This window comes from Paenibacillus solani (assembly GCF_050475945.1).
GTDB lineage: Bacteria > Bacillota > Bacilli > Paenibacillales > Paenibacillaceae > Paenibacillus_AQ > Paenibacillus_AQ solani_A.
Window position 1 is genome coordinate 309,225 of the sequence record NZ_JBCMXJ010000017.1, and the last position, 23,542, is coordinate 332,766.

The 23,542-nt window shown below is 51.0% G+C and carries 19 protein-coding genes; 3 read left to right on the top strand and 16 right to left on the bottom strand.

Translation table 11 applies throughout. The features are described from left to right. Nucleotides 1-6 precede the first annotated feature (6 nt). The 4 genes from ABEQ74_RS23240 to ABEQ74_RS23255 all read right to left on the bottom strand — a co-directional run bounded on the left by ABEQ74_RS23240 (nucleotide 7) and on the right by ABEQ74_RS23255 (nucleotide 6,247). The gene (locus ABEQ74_RS23240) at nucleotides 7-1,284 is read right to left on the bottom strand and encodes an ABC transporter substrate-binding protein (RefSeq protein ID WP_430124541.1); all 1,278 of its coding nucleotides are present in this window, start codon (nucleotides 1,282-1,284) and stop codon (nucleotides 7-9) included. Nucleotides 1,285-1,425: 141 nt separating this feature from the next. Further along, nucleotides 1,426-2,601, bottom strand: coding sequence for a response regulator transcription factor (locus ABEQ74_RS23245; RefSeq protein WP_430124542.1), 1,176 nt, complete (start codon nucleotides 2,599-2,601; stop codon nucleotides 1,426-1,428). Continuing rightward, nucleotides 2,579-4,324, bottom strand: coding sequence for a cache domain-containing sensor histidine kinase (locus ABEQ74_RS23250; RefSeq protein WP_430124544.1), 1,746 nt, complete (start codon nucleotides 4,322-4,324; stop codon nucleotides 2,579-2,581). Before ABEQ74_RS23250 ends, ABEQ74_RS23245 begins: the two co-directional genes overlap by 23 nt. Before the next feature lie 210 nt (nucleotides 4,325-4,534). Continuing rightward, nucleotides 4,535-6,247, bottom strand: coding sequence for an amylo-alpha-1,6-glucosidase (locus ABEQ74_RS23255; RefSeq protein ID WP_430124545.1), 1,713 nt, complete (start codon nucleotides 6,245-6,247; stop codon nucleotides 4,535-4,537). A 312-nt stretch (nucleotides 6,248-6,559) separates the two neighbouring features. Here ABEQ74_RS23255 and ABEQ74_RS23260 point away from each other — a divergent pair, with 312 nt between their 5' ends. Further along, the gene (locus tag ABEQ74_RS23260; RefSeq protein ID WP_430124546.1) at nucleotides 6,560-7,459 is read left to right on the top strand and encodes an NAD-dependent epimerase/dehydratase family protein; all 900 of its coding nucleotides are present in this window, start codon (nucleotides 6,560-6,562) and stop codon (nucleotides 7,457-7,459) included. 11 nt (nucleotides 7,460-7,470) lie between these two features. Here the strand turns inward: ABEQ74_RS23260 and ABEQ74_RS23265 are convergent, their stop codons facing one another. Continuing rightward, nucleotides 7,471-7,956, bottom strand: coding sequence for a MarR family winged helix-turn-helix transcriptional regulator (locus ABEQ74_RS23265; RefSeq protein WP_430124547.1), 486 nt, complete (start codon nucleotides 7,954-7,956; stop codon nucleotides 7,471-7,473). Nucleotides 7,957-8,134: 178 nt separating this feature from the next. On the opposite strand from ABEQ74_RS23265, the gene ABEQ74_RS23270 reads away from it, so the two are divergent. Beyond that, nucleotides 8,135-9,193 (top strand): NADH:flavin oxidoreductase, encoded by a 1,059-nt coding sequence (locus tag ABEQ74_RS23270; protein ID WP_430124624.1) that lies wholly within the window; start codon nucleotides 8,135-8,137, stop codon nucleotides 9,191-9,193. 118 nt (nucleotides 9,194-9,311) lie between these two features. Here ABEQ74_RS23270 and ABEQ74_RS23275 read toward each other — a convergent pair whose 3' ends face one another. The 4 genes from ABEQ74_RS23275 to ABEQ74_RS23290 all read right to left on the bottom strand — a co-directional run bounded on the left by ABEQ74_RS23275 (nucleotide 9,312) and on the right by ABEQ74_RS23290 (nucleotide 12,259). Further along, complete coding sequence (locus ABEQ74_RS23275; RefSeq protein ID WP_430124548.1) at nucleotides 9,312-9,518, bottom strand: hypothetical protein; 207 nt, start codon at nucleotides 9,516-9,518, stop codon at nucleotides 9,312-9,314. Nucleotides 9,519-9,537: 19 nt separating this feature from the next. Next, nucleotides 9,538-10,746, bottom strand: a complete 1,209-nt coding sequence (locus tag ABEQ74_RS23280; protein WP_430124549.1) for a hypothetical protein — start codon at nucleotides 10,744-10,746, stop codon at nucleotides 9,538-9,540. After that, nucleotides 10,743-11,210, bottom strand: coding sequence for an RNA polymerase sigma factor (locus ABEQ74_RS23285; protein WP_430124550.1), 468 nt, complete (start codon nucleotides 11,208-11,210; stop codon nucleotides 10,743-10,745). Before ABEQ74_RS23285 ends, ABEQ74_RS23280 begins: the two co-directional genes overlap by 4 nt. A 530-nt stretch (nucleotides 11,211-11,740) precedes the next feature. Then, complete coding sequence (locus ABEQ74_RS23290; RefSeq protein WP_430124551.1) at nucleotides 11,741-12,259, bottom strand: TetR/AcrR family transcriptional regulator; 519 nt, start codon at nucleotides 12,257-12,259, stop codon at nucleotides 11,741-11,743. Nucleotides 12,260-12,506: 247 nt separating this feature from the next. Here ABEQ74_RS23290 and ABEQ74_RS23295 point away from each other — a divergent pair, with 247 nt between their 5' ends. Further along, nucleotides 12,507-12,977, top strand: coding sequence for a DinB family protein (locus ABEQ74_RS23295; RefSeq protein WP_430124552.1), 471 nt, complete (start codon nucleotides 12,507-12,509; stop codon nucleotides 12,975-12,977). Nucleotides 12,978-13,111: 134 nt separating this feature from the next. Here the strand turns inward: ABEQ74_RS23295 and ABEQ74_RS23300 are convergent, their stop codons facing one another. From ABEQ74_RS23300 to ABEQ74_RS23330, 7 genes are all read right to left on the bottom strand, one after another. Beyond that, nucleotides 13,112-13,843: a nucleoside phosphorylase gene (locus tag ABEQ74_RS23300; protein WP_430124553.1), complete on the bottom strand. Its 732-nt coding sequence runs from the start codon at nucleotides 13,841-13,843 to the stop codon at nucleotides 13,112-13,114. A gap of 1 nt (nucleotide 13,844) precedes the next feature. Then, complete coding sequence (locus tag ABEQ74_RS23305) at nucleotides 13,845-14,519, bottom strand: sulfite oxidase-like oxidoreductase (protein ID WP_430124554.1); 675 nt, start codon at nucleotides 14,517-14,519, stop codon at nucleotides 13,845-13,847. A gap of 89 nt (nucleotides 14,520-14,608) precedes the next feature. Then, nucleotides 14,609-15,532, bottom strand: coding sequence for an ABC transporter permease (locus tag ABEQ74_RS23310; protein WP_430124555.1), 924 nt, complete (start codon nucleotides 15,530-15,532; stop codon nucleotides 14,609-14,611). Then, nucleotides 15,516-16,583, bottom strand: a complete 1,068-nt coding sequence (locus ABEQ74_RS23315; protein WP_430124556.1) for an ABC transporter permease — start codon at nucleotides 16,581-16,583, stop codon at nucleotides 15,516-15,518. The genes ABEQ74_RS23310 and ABEQ74_RS23315 overlap by 17 nt, the downstream gene beginning before the upstream one ends. Then, complete coding sequence (locus ABEQ74_RS23320; protein WP_430124558.1) at nucleotides 16,583-18,076, bottom strand: ABC transporter ATP-binding protein; 1,494 nt, start codon at nucleotides 18,074-18,076, stop codon at nucleotides 16,583-16,585. Before ABEQ74_RS23320 ends, ABEQ74_RS23315 begins: the two co-directional genes overlap by 1 nt. Before the next feature lie 69 nt (nucleotides 18,077-18,145). Then, a complete protein-coding gene (locus ABEQ74_RS23325) occupies nucleotides 18,146-19,189 on the bottom strand; it encodes a BMP family protein (RefSeq protein WP_430124560.1) in 1,044 nt (347 codons plus the stop codon). Nucleotides 19,190-19,581: 392 nt separating this feature from the next. Next, entirely contained in the window at nucleotides 19,582-23,463 is a 3,882-nt protein-coding gene (locus ABEQ74_RS23330) for an S-layer homology domain-containing protein (RefSeq protein ID WP_430124561.1), read from the bottom strand. Nucleotides 23,464-23,542: the final 79 nt, after the last annotated feature.

Genomic DNA, 23,542 nt, shown 5'->3' on the forward strand with positions numbered 1-23,542 from the left:
CTTCGTTTATTTCAAATAGCGTTCGCTATCCTTCACAGCCTGGTTCAGAACCTCCCCAGCATCGCTGCCGAACATGATGGACTCCACGGCTGCCGACAACTGGCGATTTACTTCATTCCATTTTGGATTTAGCAGGAAGGCCGGCGTATTGTCCGAACGCTCCAGCATCGTGTAATACGGCTTGTAGAGAGGATCCTGATCCTTCTTCAGCTCATTCACCACGCTCACCCGGACCGGAAGGTCGGCGACGCGCATTTTGATCGCTTCATCCGATACGTAATACTTGATGAATTCCCATGCCAAATCCTTATTCTTGGAATCCTTGGCTATGGACAGCGCGGATTCAGCCAGTACTCCCTTCAGAGGTTTGCCCGGGAAGGCCGGCATTTCCACCGTACCTACATCAATACCAGCGTCTCTGAAGGATTCCAGCGGCCAGATACCGCTTTCCCACATGGCGATTTTGCCTGCTTTGAAAATATCCTCTCCGCTCTGCTGGCCTTTGCCGCCGGTCAGGACGGCTGAGCCATTCTTGAGCATATCTCCCAGCATCTGAATGGCTTCTGCTGTTTCTTTGCTGTTCATATAGCCCTCAATCGATTTGCCGTCCTCTGAAATAAAGGAACCGCCGTTGCTCCATACGAACCCTTGAAGATCATACGTATCGTTCTCGGCCCGAACACCGAAGCCGTACTGCTTCTTGGATTTATCCGTCAGCTTCTGGGCAACCTCCTGGAATTCGCCCCATGTCCACCCATCAGCAGGGTAAGTGATCCCTGCATCGTCGAACATCTTCTTGTTGTAATATACAACCCGGGTCGTAAAGCCCGCCGGGATTCCGTACAGCTTGTTGTCGATTTTGCCGTAGTTAAACAATCCTTGATAAAAATCGTCGATATTCAAATCCTTGTCCTTGGACGCATAGTCGTCCAGCGGCTCCAGGGATTGGTGATACGTCGGAAAGTCCCACATGTACATCACGTCCGGCGGATTGGCTGCCCCAAACCCTGCGGCCAGCTTTTGGTCGAATCCGTCAGCATATGCCTCCACTTGTACCTTCGTTCCCGGATGGGATTCCTCGAACTTCTTGGCAATCTCCTGCTCAATCTTCAGCGCATCTCCCGTATCCCACGTAGCGAACCGCAGCGTCGTTGCTGCGCTCGATGAATTGCCATCCGGCTCCTTCGAGCTCCCGGTCCCGCCGCTGCCGCCGCATGCGGCCAGCAAGGATGCCATTAACGTCATAACCGATACCAATGCGATCCAGGACTTTCTCTTTTTCATATTGTCAGCTCCCCTAAAGTATTGAGTTGAGATGAATTGAACCGCTTTCATCATAACTCGGATGAAAGCGGTTCAAAACGTGCGCTGATTCGCAGATGACCGTATTTTTGTTCGAACTTGCGCCTTGGGGTGTTCATTTGTTCACCATGACTCCCCTTTTTGTTCGGCACGGTATTGGCTTGGCGTCTGACCCGTGCACCGTTTAAACCATTTACTGAAATATTTGCTGTCGCCAAGCCCTGTTTTTTCGGCGATCTCCTGCATCGTTAAGGAGGTTTCGCGCAGCAGGCCATAGGCGAGTCGAAGTTTGCGCTTGTATTGGAAGGCGATGAAGCTGTCACCAACCGTTTTCTTAAACAGAATTGAAAAATGACTGCGGCTCAGTCCCACCTTCTGGGCCAGCTCCGCTGCCGACCACTCGTCCGCAGGATATTCATGAAGCAGATGGACCGCATGCAGAATCGGGTCCGGCCAGTCCTCCCCGCTCAGACCGTATACCCTTTCCAGCTCGGCCTCCTTATGCAAGGCTTGGAAGGCTTCCTGCAGCTCCTCTGAATCCTGAAGACCTCCCCGCGAATTCCAGATGAGCTTCCCGCAGCGGCTCTTGATTGCCACAAGGAGGCTGTCCGCTGCTTCCTTGACCTCCTCCGGGATGATCCAATAGCAGCTGTCCGTGCTGTACGGAAGCAACTTGCCGCAGCGTAAATCCCGCTCTTGGGAGCCCTGCTCCTGCAAAAGGCTATTCCATGAGCTATTGCAGCCTGCCGTCTTGACCAGGTACAGGGAGAGGGGCTTGGCATCCGCCTGCCCGGAACGGCTGCAGAGCTTCTTGAGTTCTTGCGGAAAGCGGTCGCTGTGTCCGTTTAGCCAAGCAAACAGCTGAGCAGATAGCCGCTCTTCCTGCTCGTACCCTTGGTCGGACGTATCGGACAGCTCACGTTGGAATTTTCCGAGCATCGCCTCTAGCTCTTCGTCCTCGAAGGCCGTTTTCAACAGGTATCCGGACGCACCGAGACGTATCCCTTCTTGGGCATATTCGAAATCGCGATGACAGCTGAGCAGAATGATTCGGGTTTCGGGCGCAAGCTGCTTCACCTTATGCGACAGCTCGATCCCGTCCATTTCCGGCATGACGATATCCGTAATGACAACCTGAGGCCGAAACTCGAGGAAAGCCTCCCAGGCCGCCTGACCGTTGGGGCTGTCCGCCACGACCTCCATTCCGAAGCGTTCCCAAGGCACGGTGGAGCGGAGTCCCTTGCGTACAATGCTCTCGTCGTCAGCAATCATCACCTTAATGTTCCCTGTGTTCATCATCGTTAGCTTCCTCCCTTTTCGGCCAGCGTATGGTGATCAATGTTCCTTCTCCCTTTACCGAGTGTACCGTTAGTCCGTAAAGCGGACCAAAATGCAGCTTGAATTTCTGGTCGGCGTTTACAACGCCAAGCCCGCCGCGCCCTTTCCGCTTCACCTTCTGCGAGAATAATTGCGACAGTTTGTCCTCATTCATGCCGGCCCCGTTATCGCGGAGCGTAAGCACAAGCTCGTCCTGATCCTCTTTAACCGTCACCTCTATTTCTCCCTCGCCGTCAGTGAAAGCGTGGAAGAAAATATTTTCGAATAGCGGCTGCAGCGTCATTCGCGGAATCAAGTAAGACTGAAGATGCTCATCGCAATCCAGCCGATAATGAAATACTTTTCCGTACCGTATCTCCTGGATCTTCAGGAAGTGGCCGATCATGCGCAGTTCCCTGTTCAGGGTAATAAGCTCCTGCGAAATATCCAGATTTCCCTCCAGCACCATCGTCAGATGGTACAGCATCTGGCGAATGTCCTCTGCACCTTGCAGCCGGGCCTTCCACTGGATGGAATTCAAGGTGTTGAACAGCAAATGAGGATTGATCTGATAATGGAATGCGCGCAGCTCGGCCTCTTTTTTCAACCGTTCGCTCTGCTCTACTTCACCAATCAACGTCTGTACACCCATAACCATCCGGTTAAAACTCATATCCAGGCTGCCCAGCTCGTCACTGCCCTCAATCGGCGTACGGGTATCCAGCTTGCCAAAGCTTACCTTCTGCATCGAGTCCTTCAAGGTCCGAATTCGTGAGGTAAACCGGGAGGAGAACAGATAGGCAATCCCAAAAGCGAGCAGGCAGGAAACCACGGCAACTAGCATTGTATTGGCCCGGATCACGCCTGAGGATTGATAGAATGCCTTGGCCGGTATTCTGGCTTCCATGGTCCATTGATTAACGTCAAGCGTCCGGGTCCAAGTCACATCGCTGTTATGGGGCGTATACGGAGCGTTAGTCTCATACACAACTGTACCGTCCGGTGATTTGATAAGCAGATGCGCATGGGTATCCGCCTCGAACTTGGCATAACTGCGAAGCAGCTCCTCTGCGTTCTCCTCAATGAGAATGACGCTGCCATCCTGTGCTTTGTCCGGATGATGGATCGGTACCGCCAATCCCAGGACAGGCACTTTGTCGCTATCGCTACTCTTTATTGCATGATTCTGCGGATAGAAGCCCAGCCAGTAAGTGCCCGCATAAGCTTTTGGCCTTGTTTTCCACGTCTGGATATTGCTGAGCTTATTCACATCCAGATTGTTCTCCCCATAGTAGTAGCCAGAGGTCGTAATAATGTAAATCCCAGCCGTCAGCTGAGTCCGCAAAGACTTCAACAACGTTTCGAAATCGTTCTTCTCCATAATGTCGCTGTAGGTGGACGGCGTCTCATTTCCGATTCCCGAATGGCTCGGGTCTAGTAAGTATGAATAAATCGTCTCCGCTGTCTGCTTCATCCTGTTCAGACTTGAGCTGGTCTGCTGCTCCAGCTGCGCCACGGCATTATCTCCGTATTTGCCGAACTGGGAATTAATGACCCGGGCGGATTGAATATAGGAAAGACCGCCAAGCGAGAACAGCGGAATCAAGGTTACGATTAAAAAACAGGTCAGAAGCTTCGTTCGTATACTGTGATAGGTGCCGGTGAACTTCCGTCCGGTTCGCTCTTTGATCTCTCGAAGATTCATAGTTATTCTCCCCGTTGTTGTATCGAATCGTATCGTAAAATTGCATCTATATGTTTGCTATGCAGCTGGTACTACCCTACGTAATCATGATACCGCTTTCATTATAAACCGGAATAAAGGGCTTGTAATTAGGCGCCAACTGGAAAATGGGGGAAACGCCAAAAGCACCTCCTCCGCTAGGCAAAAAGCCCGGGAAGAAGTGTTTGGCCGTTATCTATCAAGAGTATATTCATGTCCCAAAATCAAAAATACGCTGGACGTCCAGGTAAACGCCCGATCGCGCAGACCCGCTCCGGTTAAGGCATCGAAATTCTCGGCCATGCCGCTGCGGCTAACCATCCGGCAGTACTTCTCCGCAATTTCCTTCGCCAGTTCCATGTCGCCGGCTGCCGCCACGCCTTCGACAAGCAGCATCGTGGAGGGTGCCCAGATCGGTCCGCGCCAATAACCGTCCGGCTTATAGTAAGGGCTATTAACGCTCTCGGTAGCCCAGCCATTGTTCGTCAGGAATCGATTCTTATCCCGAAGCCCTTCGAGCAGCGTCATCCGAATATGCTCAGGAAGACGTCTTCCCAGCAGGATCGGTACAAAGAGCAGCAAGCTGTCGCCTTCGGATACCTCATGGGTTCCCGATCGGCAGGCGATGAAACGTCCATCCTTCCAGAAATGCCGGATCATGCGGTCCAGCGTATCGTCTGCTCTACGTCTCCATTCACTCGATTCCTCCGACAATCCCAGCAAGCCCGCAATTTCGGCAAGTGTCTCCATCTGGATGATTAGATAAGCGGCAAGGTCAGGGCTTTCCACGGGAATGCCATTATTAAACGCCGTACTGTTGTCCCAGCCCGAATCGTTGCCATGGTTATACTGGGGAATGCCGTCGCCGTCATGATCCCGGTGCGTAAACCACCACTCGGTCCATTTGGACAAAGGGCCATAGACTTCTCGCAGCTGGGCTTCCTTAATAAAATCGGTTCGTCGCATCATCCAGGCGAGCGTCCAGCCATGAATCGGCGGTTTGTTGCAATTCCAAAGCTCGTACTTATCGTTCACGAAATCCGGAATCAGCCCGCTCTCATCCTGCCGGTCAAAAAAGATCATAAACTGATCCCAAGCAAGCTCCGGATTGTGACGCACAAGGGCCATTGCGTTAAAGCAGTTATCCCAGCTCCAGATGTTGGTCATCCAGTTCTTGGACATGTACATGGCAGGTCGGGTCAAACAGCCTTCGGCCGGAACTACACATGACCAAGTAATATAGGCAGCAAGTTCCCTTGCATCCATATACTGCTCCGAGACGGTAAGGGTATGATCCAGCCAGTAGGCATAATCCTTTCGAACGGTGTCCACCGCCTCGTCAAAAGACTCCCATTCGTTGCGCGGCTTCAATACCGTAATAAATTCTTCAACCGCAAATTCCGCCACATGGGTTGCGGGATCTACGGAGAATTCGGCGGTCACCCGCGTGCTCTTGATTTCGTTCCACTCTACTTCCATATCCATCTGGCCAGCAAGCCGGGTCAGCATGAAACGGCAGCCATGCGTAAAGCTGTTCACTTCCCAACTGTCTAGATTTGTCTCATAGGCATAATCATACGCTGCCGGGAAGAAGGTTAGCCGGATACCGCAGCCTTCCGAGCGGAACCGGACGGTCTGGGAGTCCGATAAACAGATATCAACGTGGCCTCCCGCATCGGAGGCTGCAAGGCGAATGTGGTCGGGAGATGCAATAGGTTCAAATGGAACCGGCTCGTTTTGCTGGTCCAGCAGTTCTATCAGAAACGCCTCGCCAAACTTGTCATCCCCTCCGCGGACATTCCGCAGGTACAATCCCTGTCTCCGATCCTTTGCTTCGGGCAGGAGGGATATTGCCAAGAAGGACTCTCTTCGGCTGAAAGGTACGATATTCAGATCAAAATTCATAGGACATCTCCTTCGCTGAGGTATCGCTTTCATTGTAAGCCTTCTCATCAAAAGAGAGGACTGCCGGATGTCTTGCCGATAGAGGGATATTGTTTGCGAGAGGCTTTATGGAGCGGAAGAGGTGTCATTTTGTTCGATTACAGGTGGTGAAAATGTTAGGAATGAGACCCGCACTGGCTGATAATCCGCTTCTTCTGATTGGATTTGATCCTAAGATGGTCGCTAATATAATGTATCAATCATTGACAATTTAGTTTACTTACTAAATAATATACTTAATAATTAAAAATGTTATTTTCAGGAGGGATTGTTATGAAAGTTTTCATCACAGGAGTTACGGGTTACCTCGGATCGGTCATTGCACAGCATTTCTTGTCGCACGGGTATCAAGTATCCGGCCTAATAAGGTCACAAGAAAAAAACGAACAGCTAGTTAAAATGGGCATCTCCCCTATACTAGGGAATCTGGAGGATTTAGCTCTATTGGAGGATTGTGTACGGAATGCTGATGGCGTTATTCATACAGCTATATCGCATACATCGGATATGGAGAAGATTGATGTAACCGCCGTGCATGCTATGCTGAACGGTTTGGAGGGTTCCGGAAAGCCTTTTATTTATACAAGCGGGACCTTGATTTATAACGATACCTTCCAGAAGGTTGTTGATGAGGAATCGGATGTAAATCCCCTGCCTTTTTTACAATGGAAAGCCAATATGGAGCAACAAGTGCTGCAGGCTGCAAAGCGGGATATTCGTACAATCGTTATTCGTCCAGCACTCGTTTACGGACGCGGAGGCGGGCTCGTTCAAGCCACGATCAGAAGCGCAAAGCTAACCCAATCAGCTAACTATATCCATGACGGCCAAAACGCATGGTCCACCATAAACGTAGATGACCTGGCTGACCTTTATGTACGTGCTTATTCAAGAGCATTGCCTGGAACTTTATTTAATGCTGCCTCCAGAGAATTAATAACGACCCAAGAACTCATAACATCCATCGGAAAAATAACAGGGGTTCAGGTTGATTCTTGGAGTTACGAAGACGCGGTAAATGCCCTTGGCCCTACTGCTTGGGGGTCCAGTATTAATCAAAGAATATCCGGATTACGTGCTGAACGAGAACTGCAGTGGAAACCTAATGCTCATTCAATTCTCAAAGAAATTGAAGAAGGTTCATATCAAACCAGGACACAAATAAAACCATAGTCAGATATGGACTATGGTTTGGCCTCATTATGGTCTTGGTAAACACTAAGATATTTTATCGACTTGGATAAAATCCTTACCAGTTGTTCCGTATCTTCCGTTCCCAAATGTTCGCGTAAATGCTGAAAGCGATTAAACAAGTCTTTCTCTCTTGCTTCAATATACGCGTGCCCGGCTTCAGTCGCTGAAACTAGAATAGACCGCCGATCTTTGGAATCCATCTTACGAACAACATACCCGCCTTGCTCAAGCGATTGAACGACATGCGTCACAGCGGCTGAGGTTATTTTTAAATGCTTGCCCAGTTCAGAAACTTTAATGCCCTTGGCTCCCGGAGGGCAAAGATATGTCAGGTTAACAAGCAAATTGGATTCGCTCGGTCTGAGATCATTAGATGGGCTGAATACATGACCCACGCGTTTCAATTGCCCGAATACGAGAGCCAGTTCTTTCGTTAAGTTATCTATATTTGCTGCTTGCCTATCTTTGTCTGTCATTTCATTCCCTCCACTAACTGTATGACATCACTAGATTATTTACTAACTTAAATATATTGTCAAGAAGACAGGAAACAGCATATAAACCAACTTGCTATAGATTATCTACCTTAAGGAGGTATTTCTTATTCAAACTCAATCGGTTCAACCCTTGTTCCAACCGTTTACACTAGGCAATATGACACTGCCTAACCGAATCGTAATGGCTCCCATGACGCGGTCATTCTCTCCTGGAGGCATTCCCGGAGAAGATGTTCTAAATTACTACAGACGTCGGGCGGAAAATGGAGTAGGCCTGATCGTAACAGAGGGTACAGTAATTAATCACCCCGCTGCATCCTTACATCCCAATATTCCTTATTTTTATGGTGAACAGGCATTAAACGGGTGGGCAAACATTGTGAAGGCGGTGCATGAAGCAGGCGGCCGAATTATCCCACAGCTCTGGCATGTAGGCACACAGCGAGGCATCGGCCAGCTGCCTAATCCTGAATCCTTGCCGATAGGCCCATCGGGATTAACTGCAGAAGGCTTCAACATAAACGAGCCCATGACTGAACGGGAAATCGAAGGAGTTGTTGAGGCATTTGCTCAATCGGCGGCGGATGCAAAGAGGCTAGGATTCGACGGCATTGAGCTCCACGGAGGACATGGTTACTTAATCGACCAATTCTTTTGGGACCAAACGAACCGACGCACAGACCGTTACGGGGGTGACTTTATCGCCCGGACACGTTTTGCCGTTGAAATTATCCGGGCATGCAGACGTGCGGTAGGACCTGATTTTCCGATTATACTCCGTTACTCGCAATGGAAAAGAAGACCCTTCACAGCTAAATTAGTAACAACCCCACAACAGCTGGCCGAGTTTTTATCCCCTTTAGTTGATGCCGGGGTTGATATATTCCATTGTTCTACCCGCCGTTTCTGGGAACCGGAATTCGAAGGCTCTCCCCTTAATCTTGCAGGCTGGACCAAAAAACTGACAGGTAAACCAACCATTACGGTCGGGTCCGTTGGGCTTGATACCGAATTTATTCGTTTTTTTGCGGAAGGCAAAGGTGCCCTCAACGTCAATATCAATGGATTAATTGAGCGCCTTGAACGTGAAGAATTCGATTTGGTGGCAGTAGGTCGGGCTTTATTAGTAGATCCGGCATGGGCTGAGAAGATAAGAACCGGGCGTGTGGAAGAGCTAATTCCCTTTACGGCTGAAGCTTCAAAAACCTTATATTAATTTATCTACTGCACGCAGTTCCCTTTAAACTTGACTCCAACTAAAAAATCGTCGATGCTGGAAGGCATCGACGATTCGTTATGAGTAAGTATAGTGCTCTACCCTCTGCTTCTGCGGATTAGAGCATTCTTCTTCCCATCATCATGATGGTTTCAAACAGCGATTTCCACTTGCTTCCGACTGTTCGTGCAGTCGTTGTGGTGTGGGCTGCTTCATTGCGTTCATTGCGTTTAGAGCGCAATTTCGTTGCCATCCTGCATCGTTCTAATTCCTGACGGAGATCGCGAACATGCTGTTTGGCAATATCTTCATTATTGATATTCATATTTCATTCCTCATTTCTGTTATAGCGACAACATTCCGACATTACCAATACCCGCAAGCTCCTCTTCCGTCCCCTTCACTATCATACTTCCATTGTTTACTCTAAGGTAAGGGTACAAAATGCCTTTAATTCTTTTTTCCCCTACAACGACTTCACCGAAAAGATCCAGAGAGGACACCGATGCCTTAATATCTTCCTCGGTCACGTCATCATCAAAAGTCAGCGTCCCATCAACAATAAAGCTCGCCTGTTGCCCCAAAGCCAACAACTGATCTCTTGACCAGGTCTCTTCACCGTTGATGAAGACAAATTGCCGCTCGTAACTTACAATTTCCGTATTCAGATCGGGACAGCGCTCCCAGACCAGATCCTCGATCTCCTCGCTGCAAATGATGAAGGAAGTCGAATGTATCTCTGAGATGGCCTGGCTGAAGGCCTCCCGGCTCACATCCGTTTCAATAATGAACGGCTTCTTGGTGTAGAACTTATGACCTTTAAAGCGCCGAATATTTCTTGCGTTTAGCCTTAGCGGTTTGATTACGTATTCGAACCCTTCCGGGATCACCTCAACCAAGCCGTTCATCGTTTTCAGTTTATCGTAGAAATAAGGGGATTGATGCTCATAAATAACCGCTTTGCCGTTAATACGGAGACTCTCAATCCGGGCTGCGAATTGCTCCATATCCAGCTCCTTATCCAGCTGTATCTTGCCGTTTAAGATCAGATCCATAGGCTCATTGCTGGAAGTGAGGTACGCATTGTTCAACTGCACCTTCCCTGACTCGAACCTGGGCTCGTATTCATAAGCATGAACCTCCGCGCTGGCTCCTCCCACTTTGATGAGCGCTGCAGTAACGGCAGCGGCCAGATGCCGGGGGGCATAGACCTCGCCGTTGACCACCAGATGCAGCGGGCTGTTCTGGAATGCTTCAAGGGATACTCCTTTATCGATGATGACCGTGCCGTTAACGAATACGCGGTCCGGCTGCTCCAGAAGCTGAAAGTAATCCTCGCTCAGCCTCAGTGTGCCGCTGTAATAACGGTGTCCCTCTGGAATTTCAATCGTCTTTCCGATATTGCCTGCGTTTTTCAATTGCGTGAGGAGGTATGACGTCTCTGAACGGTATATCACTAGACCTACGTTTCCGATCCGTTCGATGCTTGTTACGCTTTCCTCCGTGGCCTCTGTAAGATCCAGGACCCCTACGTTTCCAATCATTCTGCTCATGTCATATCTTCCTCCCATAATTTTCTCATTTTTCTGATGGCTGTCTGCAATTTGTACCGCACCGTTGCTGCCGGCATGCCCAGCTGCTCGCCGATTTCCTGGCTGGACATCCCGAGCCAGAAGCGCTTAAACACGATATCGCTCTGTGATTGTGGCAAACGGGCGAGCCATTCCGTCATTTCAATATTGCGGCTTGAAACAGGGAGCACGGCGACGTCCAGATCATCCTCCCACGATACGAGCCGCTTCTCCCGGCGGCTAATATCGATCATGCGATTTTTGACGACTCTGAAGAACCAGGCCTTTTGCTTGTGAAGGGGCAGTGCTGCCAGGTTCGGCTCCTTGATGGCCTTCATAAAGGCATCCTGGACCAGATCATCCGCTTCATAAGCATGCTTGGCAATGGATCTGGCATAACGCTGGACATCGTCCTTCAGGTTTTCATAGAGATCACATACTTCCATTAGCCAACCTCTCACTCTTCGTTTTGTCTTTCTTGTTAATATAACGTTTGGGAAAATGAAACTGATGGATATTCTCGAAATTTTTTTCGAGCCTATAAAAAACACGCCGACCGTCTACGCGGTCAGCGTGTTTACGAACATTAATCCCACATGGAGAACAGCACCAGTAGTACGGCTGCTACGCCCAGCAAGAACGAGTGCCTGGAAAACCATATCGAACGCATCTCTTCCTTCATGCTTGCATCCTCCTTCGATTTCCAATTAATCGCTAACAACTCATCTTCCCTGATGCTTTAATCCCACCAGCTAAGCATGCACACCAGCATAATCGCTACAAAGAAACCGTCCATAAACTTGAGCTGAAGTTTAGCCATATTGGATTCACCTCCTTTTTAAGAGACAATAAAACTAGAGCGAGAAACCTTAACTTATTTATTGATTGATCAATTACAATTGATTAAAAAAGAAATGCCCTTTCTCCACCGCGCACAACCTTATGCAGTACGCGGTGCGGCACTTACACGCGTGCCTTATATAATGGGCATCATATTCGGCATATTCATCGCCATGGCTACATTGCACAGCATCCCCCGGGCCAGGAAATCGGAGGTTTTCTTGTCGGCATCCCCGAATCCCGCTTTCACGAAAGCATTCTGTACCAGGTCCTTCACCTCATTCATTCCCTGCTGCATCGCTTCGCGGATAGGCGCTTCCTGGATCGTCTGGGCCTGCATCTGCAGCAAGATCTCGCTGCGATGGGATTGCACAATCTCTTCGTACGCCCGGATCAGGCCCGTCTCCAATTCCTCCGGAGCAGCGGACTCGATCACCGCTTGAAATGCCTGCACGATGCGCTTCCAGGAGACAGTCAGCGATTCGACAAGCAGCGATTCCTTGGTAAAGAACCGATAGACATAAGGCTGGGATATCGCTGCCCGTTCGGCAACCTGAGCCGTGGTCGCGCGATAGTATCCGATCTCTGCAAACACTTCGATTGCTGCCGCTACGATTTCTTTACGTCGATTCGCAGAGGTTGAAGCTCTAGCCATTCAACCAACCTCCTCTCACTCATTTAATTCAATTATTGATTGGCCAATCACTAATTGAACCCAGTATATACGGTCCGTTTTCCTTTTGCAACTGCTTTCTGTCAAAATTATTGAATTCAACACATGGACATAGCTTGCGTATAGGGCAGGAATCCGCTATTTCTTATCGAACTGTTTTATGAACCACGAATAAGGTGGGCAACTATTTTCAAGACTTTATTCTGTAATCAATCAAGGAGGATCAATTATGAGTCATGAAGGTCAACAGCAATTCGAACGATGGCATAGACACCGGACGGTCTTGCTTCCACTACTGCAGGACATACACAGCGAGAATCTGGATTATAAACCGTGGGAGAATGCTCACACTTTGGGTGCGTTAGTCGTTCATATTGCGGCGTCCTCGGATATGTTCCTGCGCTCCATTCTAAACGGCTCGTTCTCTCCGCCTTCGATTTCCACCCAGTACGAAACCATCGATGACATCAGAAGTATCGTACAGGCATCATCCGAATCATCCACGGCACTCTTTGCCGAGTTATCCGACAGTCAGTTAGAGCAGCCCCTGGACTTTAACGGATTCGTTGCCCCGGGAGGAGTATGGCTGAACAATATGGTCGACCACGAAATTCATCATAAAGGACAACTATTCACGTACGTACGGAGTGCAGGAATTGAGAAGGTTCCCTTCTTCATCATGCAGCCGTCAAAACAGTAACGGCGGGGACGACTGGACTGGATTTTCTTCGTTACAAGTACAAGTTACCTAAAGGGATTTCATTTAGACCAAATTAAAAAGCCGGATATTCTGCAGCTTACGCTCAGCATATCCGGCTTTTATCTGTCTTATTGTTAACCCTGCTTCGCCAGCTTCACCACAGCCTGCAAGGCCGTTTGAATCTCACGCTCCACCGCGTCGGCAACCACATTCGTATTCGGATCGTACTCGGCTGCGAGATCGGCGTCTGCAAAGCCGTCCATCGCCACAATCGCTCCAGCGCGAACGCCGCGGATCGCTGCAACGACATAGAGTGCCGCAATTTCCATCTCTACACCGAGCGCACCTGCCGCTTTATATTTCTGATGCGGCACCTCTTCAACTCCGTTAAAGAACACGTCCAGTGTGACGGTTATGCCCTTGCGCACAACGCCTTCACCGATCGCAAGCGCAGATTCGTATAACGCTTCCGCCACCTGGCTATCCGCAACCGCCGGAAAACCGTCCGGTACCAGCTGCTTTGTCAGTCCATCCGTACGGATGGCTGCAGTACTGACCACGAGGCTTCCCGCAGGGGTATCTGCACGATAGGAACCAGCGGTTCCCACGCGAATCAGGGTCTTCGCTCCTGCACGAATTAGCTCCTCAAAACAAACTGCAGCTCCCGGACATCCTACACCGTGGCTGGTTACGGCCAGTTCCACGCCTTCATACGTCCCCACGAAAGTGCGATACTCGCGGCTGAATGCCAGCTCACGCGCATCATCCAGCTTGCGGGAAATGACCTCCGCACGCTTGGGATCGCCGCAGACGATCACAAATTCAGGAATATCTTCTGAGTTTACTTGCAAAATAGGCATCAACATATTAGTCAAACTCCTTACGTGTCCATTCGTCTTCAGGTATATCCAGTGCCTCGCCGCTAAACCGCTCTTCCTTGAACGGATCCGCTTCGTTATGGAAGCCGTTTCGTTCCCAGAAGCCCGGGCGGTCTTCCTTCATAAATTCAATCCCGCGCAGCCATTTGGCACTTTTCCAAAAATAGCGATGCGGTACAACCGTACGCAGCGGCCACCCATGCTTGTCCGTCAGCGGCTCGCCGTTAAAACGATAAGCCAGCAGCACATCATCCTTCATCAGATCTTCAATCGGTACATTCGTATCGTAATCGGGGTCGGCATGGAACATAACGTATTTAGCATCCGGCTTGATCCCAAGCCCCGCGATAAAATCACGGAACAGAATGCCCTCCCATATGGTATCAAACTTGGACCAGCGTGTTACGCAGTGAATATCGGTATTCACGGTTACCGTTGGCATCGCCATAAGATCTTCATAGGTAAACGTCCGTTCCTCTTCCACTTCGCCGAATATCTTGAGGGTCCATTCTGACATGTCATAATGGGGAACCTCCCCTTCATGCAATATCGGGAATTTCTCGGTCAGCGTCTGTCCCGGAGGCAGCTTGGCCTGCTGCTCTTCGGTCAGGTTGCCTACCGCCACCGGCTTCATTTTCTTCAAACGTTCTGCTTTTTTATGCACCAAGTTCATCTCCTCTATGCTTGATCGCTTTCGCATCCGCCTATCGACGGGAGGACTTCAATCACAGGTTGTCTAGGCGCCATTCGCGCCTATCTGGAGCTGGATCCCTGCTTCAATGCATCCTTCTGGAAGCTTTTATCCTTAAAGAAGAACATCGCCAGAATCGTAACGACATAAGGCAGCATCTGCGTAAAATGCGTAGGCAGCGCCAGCCCCTGGAAGCGGATGCTCAGTGCATCCATAAAGCCGAACAGCAAGCTTGCCGCCGTTACTCCAAGCGGGCCCGACTGGCCTAACATCGTCGCTACCAGCGCGATAAAGCCGCGACCAGCCGTCATGCCTTCCGTAAACATCGTCACCTGTCCAAGAGACAGCTGTGCACCGGCAAGCGCACATAACACGCCGCTCGCCAGCACGGCTCCATACTGATACCGTCTTACACGGATGCCCATGCTTTTGGCAGCAAGCGGATTCTCGCCAACAGCCAGAAAGCGGAAACCGTTCTTCGTGCGATAGAAATAATACCACATAAGGCCCGCAATCAGAAACGATAGATAGACAAGCGGCGTCAAACCGGCCAGAATCGGACCGAGCACCGGAATATTCTCGATAATCGGGATATTCCATTTCGGCAGCCCGACCATCGTGTTGTCATAAAATGCACCCTTTACATCAAAGAGCGCCCGCAAACTAAATGTAGTCAAGCCAGCCGCCAGCGCATTCATCGCGATACCGACCACAATGACGTTGGCCTGCAGATTAATGCTGAGATAAGCAAATATAAAAGAAAATATCGATACGATCGCAATCGCGAACAAAATCGCATAAAAGACATTGCCGAAGAAATGATTTCCCACCACGGCAGAAAAAGCGCCGAGCAGCATAAAGCCTTCCAAACCGACGTTGAACAGTCCGACGCGCGAACACAGGGCACCGCCGAGGGCCGCAAGCAAGATTGGAGTGAGCACACGGAGGGCCGAGTTGACTAAGGCAAGATCAAACAGCTGTTCCATCGGATTTGTTCCCCTTTCTGCGCTTCAGGAAGCTGTAAGTGAATCGGGCGGAAATAAACAGAATCAGCACGGCTTGGATAATGGCTCCCACCTCAAGCGGCACTTCCGTATTCCGTTCCACGCCCATGCCGCCTGTCTGCAGCGCGGCCAAAAAGATCGAGGCAATCAGCGTACCGATCGGATGCGATCCTGCCAGCAATGCAGCCATAATGCCCGTCCAGGCATAGTCGGCCGTAGATAATGCACCATCGATATAGCGATACTGGGAGCCCAGAATTTCAACGGCTCCGCCAAGTCCGGCCAAGCCACCGCTGAAGAACATCGCACCAAGCATCATCGGTCCGCGCTTAACCCCGCCAAACAGGGCAAACAACGGATTGCCGCCAAGCATCCGCACTTCATAGCCGATCACGGAGCGCTTCAACAGCACGAATATAATGAGCGCGGCCAGCACCGCGAGCACAAAGCCTGCATGCAGCGGCATGCCGGAGATCAGCTTCGGCAGCCAAACGCTGTTATCAAGCATTTCGGACTGCGCCATCGCAGCCGAACCCGAGCGGTCCTTTAGCGGATAGGCGACCAGATAGCCTGCAAACAATACGGCTACATAGTTCAGCAGCAGCGTAGAGATCAGCAGGTTCACCCCGAACCTGGAATCAAAATACCCGGCCATTACCGACCATAATCCGCCTGCGATCACACCGGCAAGAATAGCCGCGATACACACCAGCCAGCCCGGACCCGGCATATACAATCCGACCAATGCGGCGGACAGAGCACCAAACACCATCTGCCCTTCTGCGCCAAGGTTAAAGAAACCTGCACGGAAGGCAAACGCTGCGCCCAGACCAATCAGAATGATTGGGGTCGCGCGGGACAGCGTATTCGTAAAGAAATACATCCCCCCGAAAGCGCCCTTCCACATCTCCGCATAAGTCTGCAGAATATCGCCGCCGGCAATCATGATCGCTATAGCTCCGGCAAGGAGTCCCACAATGATTGCGGCAATTGGCTGAAGCAGCGGAAGCGTTAATTTTGTCCATTTATTCATTACAAGGTTCCCCCCGCCATCAGCAGTCCCAATTTCTCTTCTGTCGCTTCCTTCGCCGACAGCTCGCCCGCGATCCGGCCTTCAAACATAACCAGAACACGGTCGGAGAGCTTCAATATTTCCGTTAATTCCGATGATACCAGCAAAATCCCCGTACCCTCTTCACGCCGTTTGAGCAGCTCGCCATGAATCGTTTCCATAGCTCCGATATCGACGCCGCGCGTCGGTTCGGCAGCGATGAGAAACGGGGTTCCCTGCTCCAGCTCCCGTGCGACGATCAGCTTCTGCAGATTGCCGCCGGATAAATACTGCGTGCTGGTCTCCAAAGAGCCCGTCTTGATTGAGAACTTCTGAACCCACCCGGAGACGAGGGATCGGATGTCTTTCAGATTAAGAAAACCACCCTTTTGCAAACGGCGTTGGTGTCCCATAAGCCCGGTATCCATCACGGTTGCCGTTCGATTCGCTCCCCACACATAGCGATCCTCCGGGATATGGGCTAATCCGTGCTCCCGTATTTCTCTTGTCGACATGCCGGTCACGTCCTTGCCCGAAACGGCAATTCGTCCGCTGTCCGGCTGAGCCAGACCCGAAATGACCTGAAGCAGCTCAGATTGCCCGTTGCCAGAAATACCGGCAATCCCGACAATCTCACCTGCCCGTACTTCCAGGTTTACTTCATCCAGAACCGGCTTCCCTTTTGTGCCGCGGATTGAAACATTTGCTACCTCCAGCACCTTCTCACCTGGGGTGATTGGCTTACGGTCCAGCTCTATCAGCTCTCGGCCAACCATAAGACGGGAGAGCTGATGGGCATCCGTGTTCCCTTTCTCAACAACACCCGTGACGGCACCGTCACGGAGCACTGTGATGCGATCCGCCACATCCAGAACCTCGCTGAGCTTATGACTGATCAGAATAAAGCTTTTTCCCTGTTTGGAGAGCTGCTTGATCGCATCCAGAAGCTCCTGCACCTCCAGCGGCGTCAGCACGCCCGTAGGCTCATCCAGAATGATGATTTCAGCACCCTGGTACAGCACCTTCAAAATTTCAACTCGCTGCTGCACGCCGGGAGCGCTGCTGCTGACAACGGCGCGCGGGTCCACCTTCATTCCGTATTGATCACACAGACCCTCTACAATCTTTACAGCTTTCTTTCGATCAAACTTTGCACCTGATCCAGGCTCATTACCGATCACGATATTCTCAGCGATCGTAAACGTAGGAAACAGCATAAAGTGCTGGTGCACCATGCCGATGCCGCCTTGAATTGCGTCAAGCGGGCTTGCAAACGAAACTTCCTTGCCATTAAGCCGAATCGTACCCGAGGTTGGCTGCTCCATCCCGTACAATATCCGCATCAGCGTCGTTTTGCCTGCGCCATTTTCTCCGACGATCGCATGAACCTCACCCGCGCGCAGCGAAAAATCAATGCCGCGGTTTGCGCTAAACTCGCCATACTTTTTCGTAATATTGTCCATCTGGAGTAGCATCGAGTCATGCCTTCCTTTCGCTTCTGAATGAAAGACCGACTGCTCATGCGCAGCCGGTCCAGGTGAGAACTAATTTTGTTCCAATGCGTTGGTTACTTTAATTTTTCCAGCGATAATATCGTCGGAAATCACCTTGAGCTGATCCACGATGTCTTGTCCAATGAATGGGTTAAGCGGTGTTTTGCTCTCATGCGTTACGTAAGTAAGACCAACCGCGCCTTCCTTCAAGCCGTACTCACGAGTATCGAATGTGAATTTGCCTTCTACAAAATCCTTGATCGTTTCATATACAACAGCGTCTGTTCCTTTCAATTGCGCAAGCACCACATGCTCAGGGTCCGTCCCTGTGTTATCCGTATCTTGTCCGGAAGTGTAGAAGCCCTTCTCTTTCGCCGCTTCGAACACGCCCAGGTCGCCAACAGCAGACATGCCTGCTACGAAATCAGCGCCTTTGGAATTCTGCAGGAGCGCGAGCTCCTTCGCTTTGGCCGGATCGTCAAATGCCCCTACAAAGTTTACGAAAATCTCAACATTAGGATTGACCGATTTCGCGCCTTCTTCAAAGCCGGTCATATATTTGTGCATAATTGGAATGTCGTTTGCCACAACGTTGCCGACCTTGTTCGTCTTGGTTGCCAATCCCGCTGCAGCTCCGAGAAGATAAGCCGCCTCATGCTCACGGAATCCAACACTGCGTACATTCGGCAGATCCACAACTGTATCGATAATAGCAAAAGGAACATCCGGGTTTTCTGGTGCTACCTTCTTCAATGCATCCTCCATTTGGAAAGTGGATGTAATGATCAGATCATATTTCTCGGCTACGGCCGTGCGCAGGTTCTGCTCAATCGAGGCCGGGTCTGTCGATTCAATAGTTTTCACTTCAACGTCGAAATCAGCAGCAGCCTTCTTCAGACCTTCGTCCATCAAGGCAAAGAATGGGTTGACGCCAATCTTCTCCGGCATAACTAGTGCGATGCGTTTCTTATCTTTAGATCCTTCTGAACCGCCATCAGCAGAGCCGCTATCAGCAGCCTTATCATTGTTGCCGCAACCTGCAAGCAATCCAACGGATAATACGAGTGTTAATAGAATTGACCATGTCTTTTTCATTTCCTGACCTAATCCCCCTAGATGTGCACTTTTTATACTCTTATCCTATGGCATAGACAGTCAGTTGTCAAAGTAAAAAATTTAGCGTTTTATGTAGTTTAATGCCTATTATAGCAAAAAAATGGGTGAAAACTGCGCATATCACAGAACATTCCCTTGTTAAAACAACGATATTGTTCGGAAATTGCCAACATTTAATCACACGATTCCGGCATGAATCGGAGATGAAAACGCATTTTTTTCAAATTTCTGGCATCGCGCAAACCTGGCTTCTCTCTATCTAATATAAAAAGGATGCCGTTAGGCATCCTGCTAATGCATGTTTTCTATTAGATGAGACAACATACGAATTTGTTAAATTCCTTCGACAGCGGCCTGATTCCACCGCCAATTCAATCGATTAGCTCTGCTCCCTTCAATAACCGCTGCAGCATGACCGCAGCTTCGCCACGGGATAGCTTCTGGAGCGGCTTAAGCCCTGCGCCCGATCCCAGGACAATTCCATGTTTCAAAAGGACGGCCGCAGCCGGTTTGGCCCAATCGGACAGTTCTTCAAGGTCCTGGTGAAGGGAGAGGACGGCTGCCGCTTCCACCTCATTCACTGCACTCGTTATTCCCGCCAGCTTCATCACTCTCGCCATAACCGCCATGGCCTCTTGACGCGTGATGCCTTGGGCTGGCCTGAAACGGCCATCCTCATACCCCTGAAGAAGCCCATACTGCACAGCTTGCGTTATGACGCCGTTATACCAATCGTCGGCGCCGACGTCCTGGAAAGCAGGAACTCCGACCTGCACCTCATCCAAGCCGAGCGCCCTCACGATCATGGCGGCAAACTCAGCACGGCTCACTTGTGCATTCGGCGCGAAATGAATTGCTGCGGGCTGATCCGCGTTTATGTCTGTCCAAGCTTCGGCAAGTCTGGTTCCGTTCAGGATCATTCGCGAAGCAAGATCGCTCACCGCATCCTTGGACCAGTGGAACGATACATCAGCAACATGCACTTGATGAGAGATGAAAGCAACCGTACCTGCTGCGAAGCGGTGCAGAATCGCCTCGCTGCTTCCGTCCTCCTTCAGCTCGAAACGCGTCGGGATTGGGTGTAAGTTGCCGTTCCGATCCAGCAGGACAGCCGTTGTCATCTGGCCCGGCATTCCCTTCGGCCAAATGATTCGCTGCTTCATATATTGCGGGAATGGATCTAACTGTAGTACCGTGTCCTGAGCTTTAGCTGTGATTTCAAACTCGATAGGCAAACCGACAAGCGTAGTGCCGGATTGCAGCGCAGTCTTCTTAACGGCCTCTACCTTGGCAGCGTCGCTGCCAGCCATCGTCAGGGTTACCGTAATTTGATCCGCAGTCGGCAAATCCGTGCTTCCTGGCGCGTGCCAGCGCGATGATGCCATCAAGGCCGCAGGAACATGGAAATGACCAAGCGACGACTGGATTTCAATGGCACCCTGCTTGGCTTTCAGCAGGTCAAGAGCAGCTCCGCTTGTTTCCAGGGAGACCTGATCTGCGGGCCGTGCCAGCGAGATGACGATTACCGGATTGTAGTCCACTGTTCTTAAACGGGCTTCCAGCTTAGTCGTATCCAATTTCATCGATACGACGGTATGTCCATTGGCCTCATGGAACAAACCTGTAACCATCCCTTCGTGTGATTCATCGTTTATCGTAACTTTGACGTCTACTCTATTCGAAGGTTCAGACGTACCCGATGGGTCCGGCATAGCCGATCCTTGGCCGGAACCTGCCGGGGATGAACCTCCTGGTGACGAACCTTCCGGCGACGAACCTTCCGGTTCTTCAGGCGTTCCGCCACCGCCTCCGGATGAAGCTCTACTCACCGTCGTTCTGTAATTCAGATGCTGGCCGTCAGGGGTTGTCACCACGACCTCAATGACCTGGCTGCCTTCGGCGACAGGGAGGAACGGGCTCTCCTGACCGGAGAGGAGATCTGTCGGTCCCCATACCAAATCCCCGGCCTCCCCGTACACGCTGGCTGTTACCGTCGCCCTTGCATCATACACCTGCGCCGTCACCGTGAGACGATCCGTATCGTTTGTGACCTGCGCTTTGTAATCATAGTGAGCTCTGGCGAATTCAGGGCTCAGTGCGACCTCCCCGCTCGATGAATAAAGCGCCATTGCTTTCAAAGTAGCATCGTACGCCGGAGCCGATTGTTCTCTGACCGTAAAGCTCCAAGCATCGCCCCCCTGAATGCCGGCATAGCTGGCACCCGAATGGTTACCGGTAAAAGCCCCCTGCTCGATCTCAACGTAATAGGCCGCCCCCGCATCAAATTCGTTCAGCGGATCTATGCTCGCCGTGTTCCCGAGAATCGTGACGCTCCCGGCATCGGCAGCATCGATAGTTTCGACGATGCGATGATCCGAAGCCAGTCTAATCGTAATCGATTTACCGGATACCGCTGTCACTTCTTCATTAAAGACAACCTGCAAGATTGTATCTCTGTCAACGCCGACAGACTGATGAGACGGCGTGTACGAAACGGCTTTAAGCTCGTCCGGAGTCTGGATCGCCTTCCACTGAGCATACAACGTGACGTCCTGTGTACCGAATATAAGCTTACCCCCGGCAGGATAATCGATTCCGCTTCCGTCGGCCTCTGTGTTCCAGCCTGCGAAGACAAACCCATCCTTGCCCAGCCCCCCCGTATTGTCCGCCACGACCGTTTCGTCGCCTCTGGCAAACAAACCATTGATTACCGGAACATTCCCTGTGGTATGTCCATTGCCGTCATAGGTTAACGAGTAGATTTGCGGCCATTTGGTTGTCACCTTCAACATGCGGTATGCGCTTTTCCTGCCGACGGCATCTTTGACTATGACGTTAAAGTAATAATCTGTACCCTCCGTAAGTCCGTTTACCACAAGTCCGGTTTGATCCTCCGCGTAGCTTCCGACCGGCTTTCCATTCCTCTCCATTTGACTGACATCCCCGATATTCGGGCTGCCGGATATATACAACAGATATTGCAGCTCTTGCTGCTCCGTCATATTGTCCGAGGCTTTCAGCCATTCCAATGCAACGGAGTCAAACGTGATGGTGTACGGAGTCAGACTCCCGCTGCCCGTATCCGGAGACGTGGTATCCAGCACGGCTTTTGTCAGGGTAGGTACATCCCTGGTATTGTTGTAAGTCCCGTCTCCGATCTGACCTCCGGAATTATAGCCCCATCCCCAGACGGTTCCATCCTTCTTCATGACCACGCTATGAAAGCCGCCGGCGGAAATTTCGCGTACTTGCTCGATCCCTGGCACAGGGATCGGGCTGAGACTGGAGGCATTCGAGCCCAGGCCAAGCTGCTTCTGACTGTTATCCCCCCAGCTCCATACGTTTCCTGCCTGGTCCACTGCAAGGCTGTGATAACCACCTGCCGCAACGGCAACGATATGCTGCAAGTTTCGAACCTGCACCGGTCTCGTCCGGTGGGTTCTCGTACCGTCCCCAAGCATGCCGTACGTGTTAATTCCCCAGGCCCATACGGTGCCGTCTTGTTTAATAGCCAAACTATGGGAACCGCCAGCGGCGATCGCCATGACGTCACTCAGTCCGGCAACCTGCACAGGAACGTATCGATCCGTCGTCGTCCCATCGCCAAGCTCTCCATTTCCGTTCACACCCCAGGCCCACACGGTACCATCCGATTTCAAGGCAAGACTGTAATATCCTCCAGCCGCAATCGCCGTCACATCACTTAGACCCGTCACCAGAACCGGGGTATTTTGTTGTATTGTCGTTCCATTGCCCAGCTCGCCGTTATCGTTTTTCCCCCAAGTCCATACGGTGCCGTTCTCTGAAAGCGCCATGCCGTGATAGCCCAATCCGCCCGATATCGCCTTGATACCGCTTAGACCCGCAACTTGGGCGGGAGCATTCACATTCGTTATCGTTCCGATTCCTAACTGTCCGTTCTCGTTGGCGCCCCAGGTCCATACCGTTCCGTCCTGCCTTAGCGCCATCGAACTGCGGACGCCGGAGTGAATATCGATGACATGGTTCAGATTCTTCGCCTTGACCGGAGTCGTTCGGGTATACCAGGTGCCGTCACCCAGCTGCCCCCTGTCCCCGTACCCCCATGAGTAAACTTCACCGCTGCTTACGAGCGAAGCGGTATGATAGTACCCGGCAACAAGCTTCGGTGCAACGGACGCGGCCGCAAAGGCTTCGCGATTTCCCATTATCCCATTGAGCTGCAGTAGCAGCAAAGCCATACACAGCAGAATTTTTCCTGAACGCCTTAACATATTCTCCTCCTTCGTTTCATCAACGTTATACAATCTGCGGCCCGATTGGGACCGCGGCACCAAGGATGCTATCAAATTT

What these genes read in the sequence shown, in the direction of transcription:
- ABEQ74_RS23240 (WP_430124541.1), bottom strand. Translation starts at nt 1,284, where the DNA reads ATGAAAAAGAGAAAGTCCTGGATCGCATTGGTATCGGTTATGACGTTA.
- ABEQ74_RS23245 (WP_430124542.1), bottom strand. Translation starts at nt 2,601, where the DNA reads ATGATGAACACAGGGAACATTAAGGTGATGATTGCTGACGACGAGAGC.
- ABEQ74_RS23250 (WP_430124544.1), bottom strand. Translation starts at nt 4,324, where the DNA reads ATGAATCTTCGAGAGATCAAAGAGCGAACCGGACGGAAGTTCACCGGC.
- ABEQ74_RS23255 (WP_430124545.1), bottom strand. Translation starts at nt 6,247, where the DNA reads ATGAATTTTGATCTGAATATCGTACCTTTCAGCCGAAGAGAGTCCTTC.
- ABEQ74_RS23260 (WP_430124546.1), top strand. Translation starts at nt 6,560, where the DNA reads ATGAAAGTTTTCATCACAGGAGTTACGGGTTACCTCGGATCGGTCATT.
- ABEQ74_RS23265 (WP_430124547.1), bottom strand. Translation starts at nt 7,956, where the DNA reads ATGACAGACAAAGATAGGCAAGCAGCAAATATAGATAACTTAACGAAA.
- ABEQ74_RS23270 (WP_430124624.1), top strand. Translation starts at nt 8,135, where the DNA reads ATGACACTGCCTAACCGAATCGTAATGGCTCCCATGACGCGGTCATTC.
- ABEQ74_RS23275 (WP_430124548.1), bottom strand. Translation starts at nt 9,518, where the DNA reads ATGAATATCAATAATGAAGATATTGCCAAACAGCATGTTCGCGATCTC.
- ABEQ74_RS23280 (WP_430124549.1), bottom strand. Translation starts at nt 10,746, where the DNA reads ATGAGCAGAATGATTGGAAACGTAGGGGTCCTGGATCTTACAGAGGCC.
- ABEQ74_RS23285 (WP_430124550.1), bottom strand. Translation starts at nt 11,210, where the DNA reads ATGGAAGTATGTGATCTCTATGAAAACCTGAAGGACGATGTCCAGCGT.
- ABEQ74_RS23290 (WP_430124551.1), bottom strand. Translation starts at nt 12,259, where the DNA reads ATGGCTAGAGCTTCAACCTCTGCGAATCGACGTAAAGAAATCGTAGCG.
- ABEQ74_RS23295 (WP_430124552.1), top strand. Translation starts at nt 12,507, where the DNA reads ATGAGTCATGAAGGTCAACAGCAATTCGAACGATGGCATAGACACCGG.
- ABEQ74_RS23300 (WP_430124553.1), bottom strand. Translation starts at nt 13,843, where the DNA reads ATGTTGATGCCTATTTTGCAAGTAAACTCAGAAGATATTCCTGAATTT.
- ABEQ74_RS23310 (WP_430124555.1), bottom strand. Translation starts at nt 15,532, where the DNA reads ATGGAACAGCTGTTTGATCTTGCCTTAGTCAACTCGGCCCTCCGTGTG.
- ABEQ74_RS23315 (WP_430124556.1), bottom strand. Translation starts at nt 16,583, where the DNA reads ATGAATAAATGGACAAAATTAACGCTTCCGCTGCTTCAGCCAATTGCC.
- ABEQ74_RS23320 (WP_430124558.1), bottom strand. Translation starts at nt 18,076, where the DNA reads ATGCTACTCCAGATGGACAATATTACGAAAAAGTATGGCGAGTTTAGC.
- ABEQ74_RS23325 (WP_430124560.1), bottom strand. Translation starts at nt 19,189, where the DNA reads ATGAAAAAGACATGGTCAATTCTATTAACACTCGTATTATCCGTTGGA.
- ABEQ74_RS23330 (WP_430124561.1), bottom strand. Translation starts at nt 23,463, where the DNA reads ATGTTAAGGCGTTCAGGAAAAATTCTGCTGTGTATGGCTTTGCTGCTA.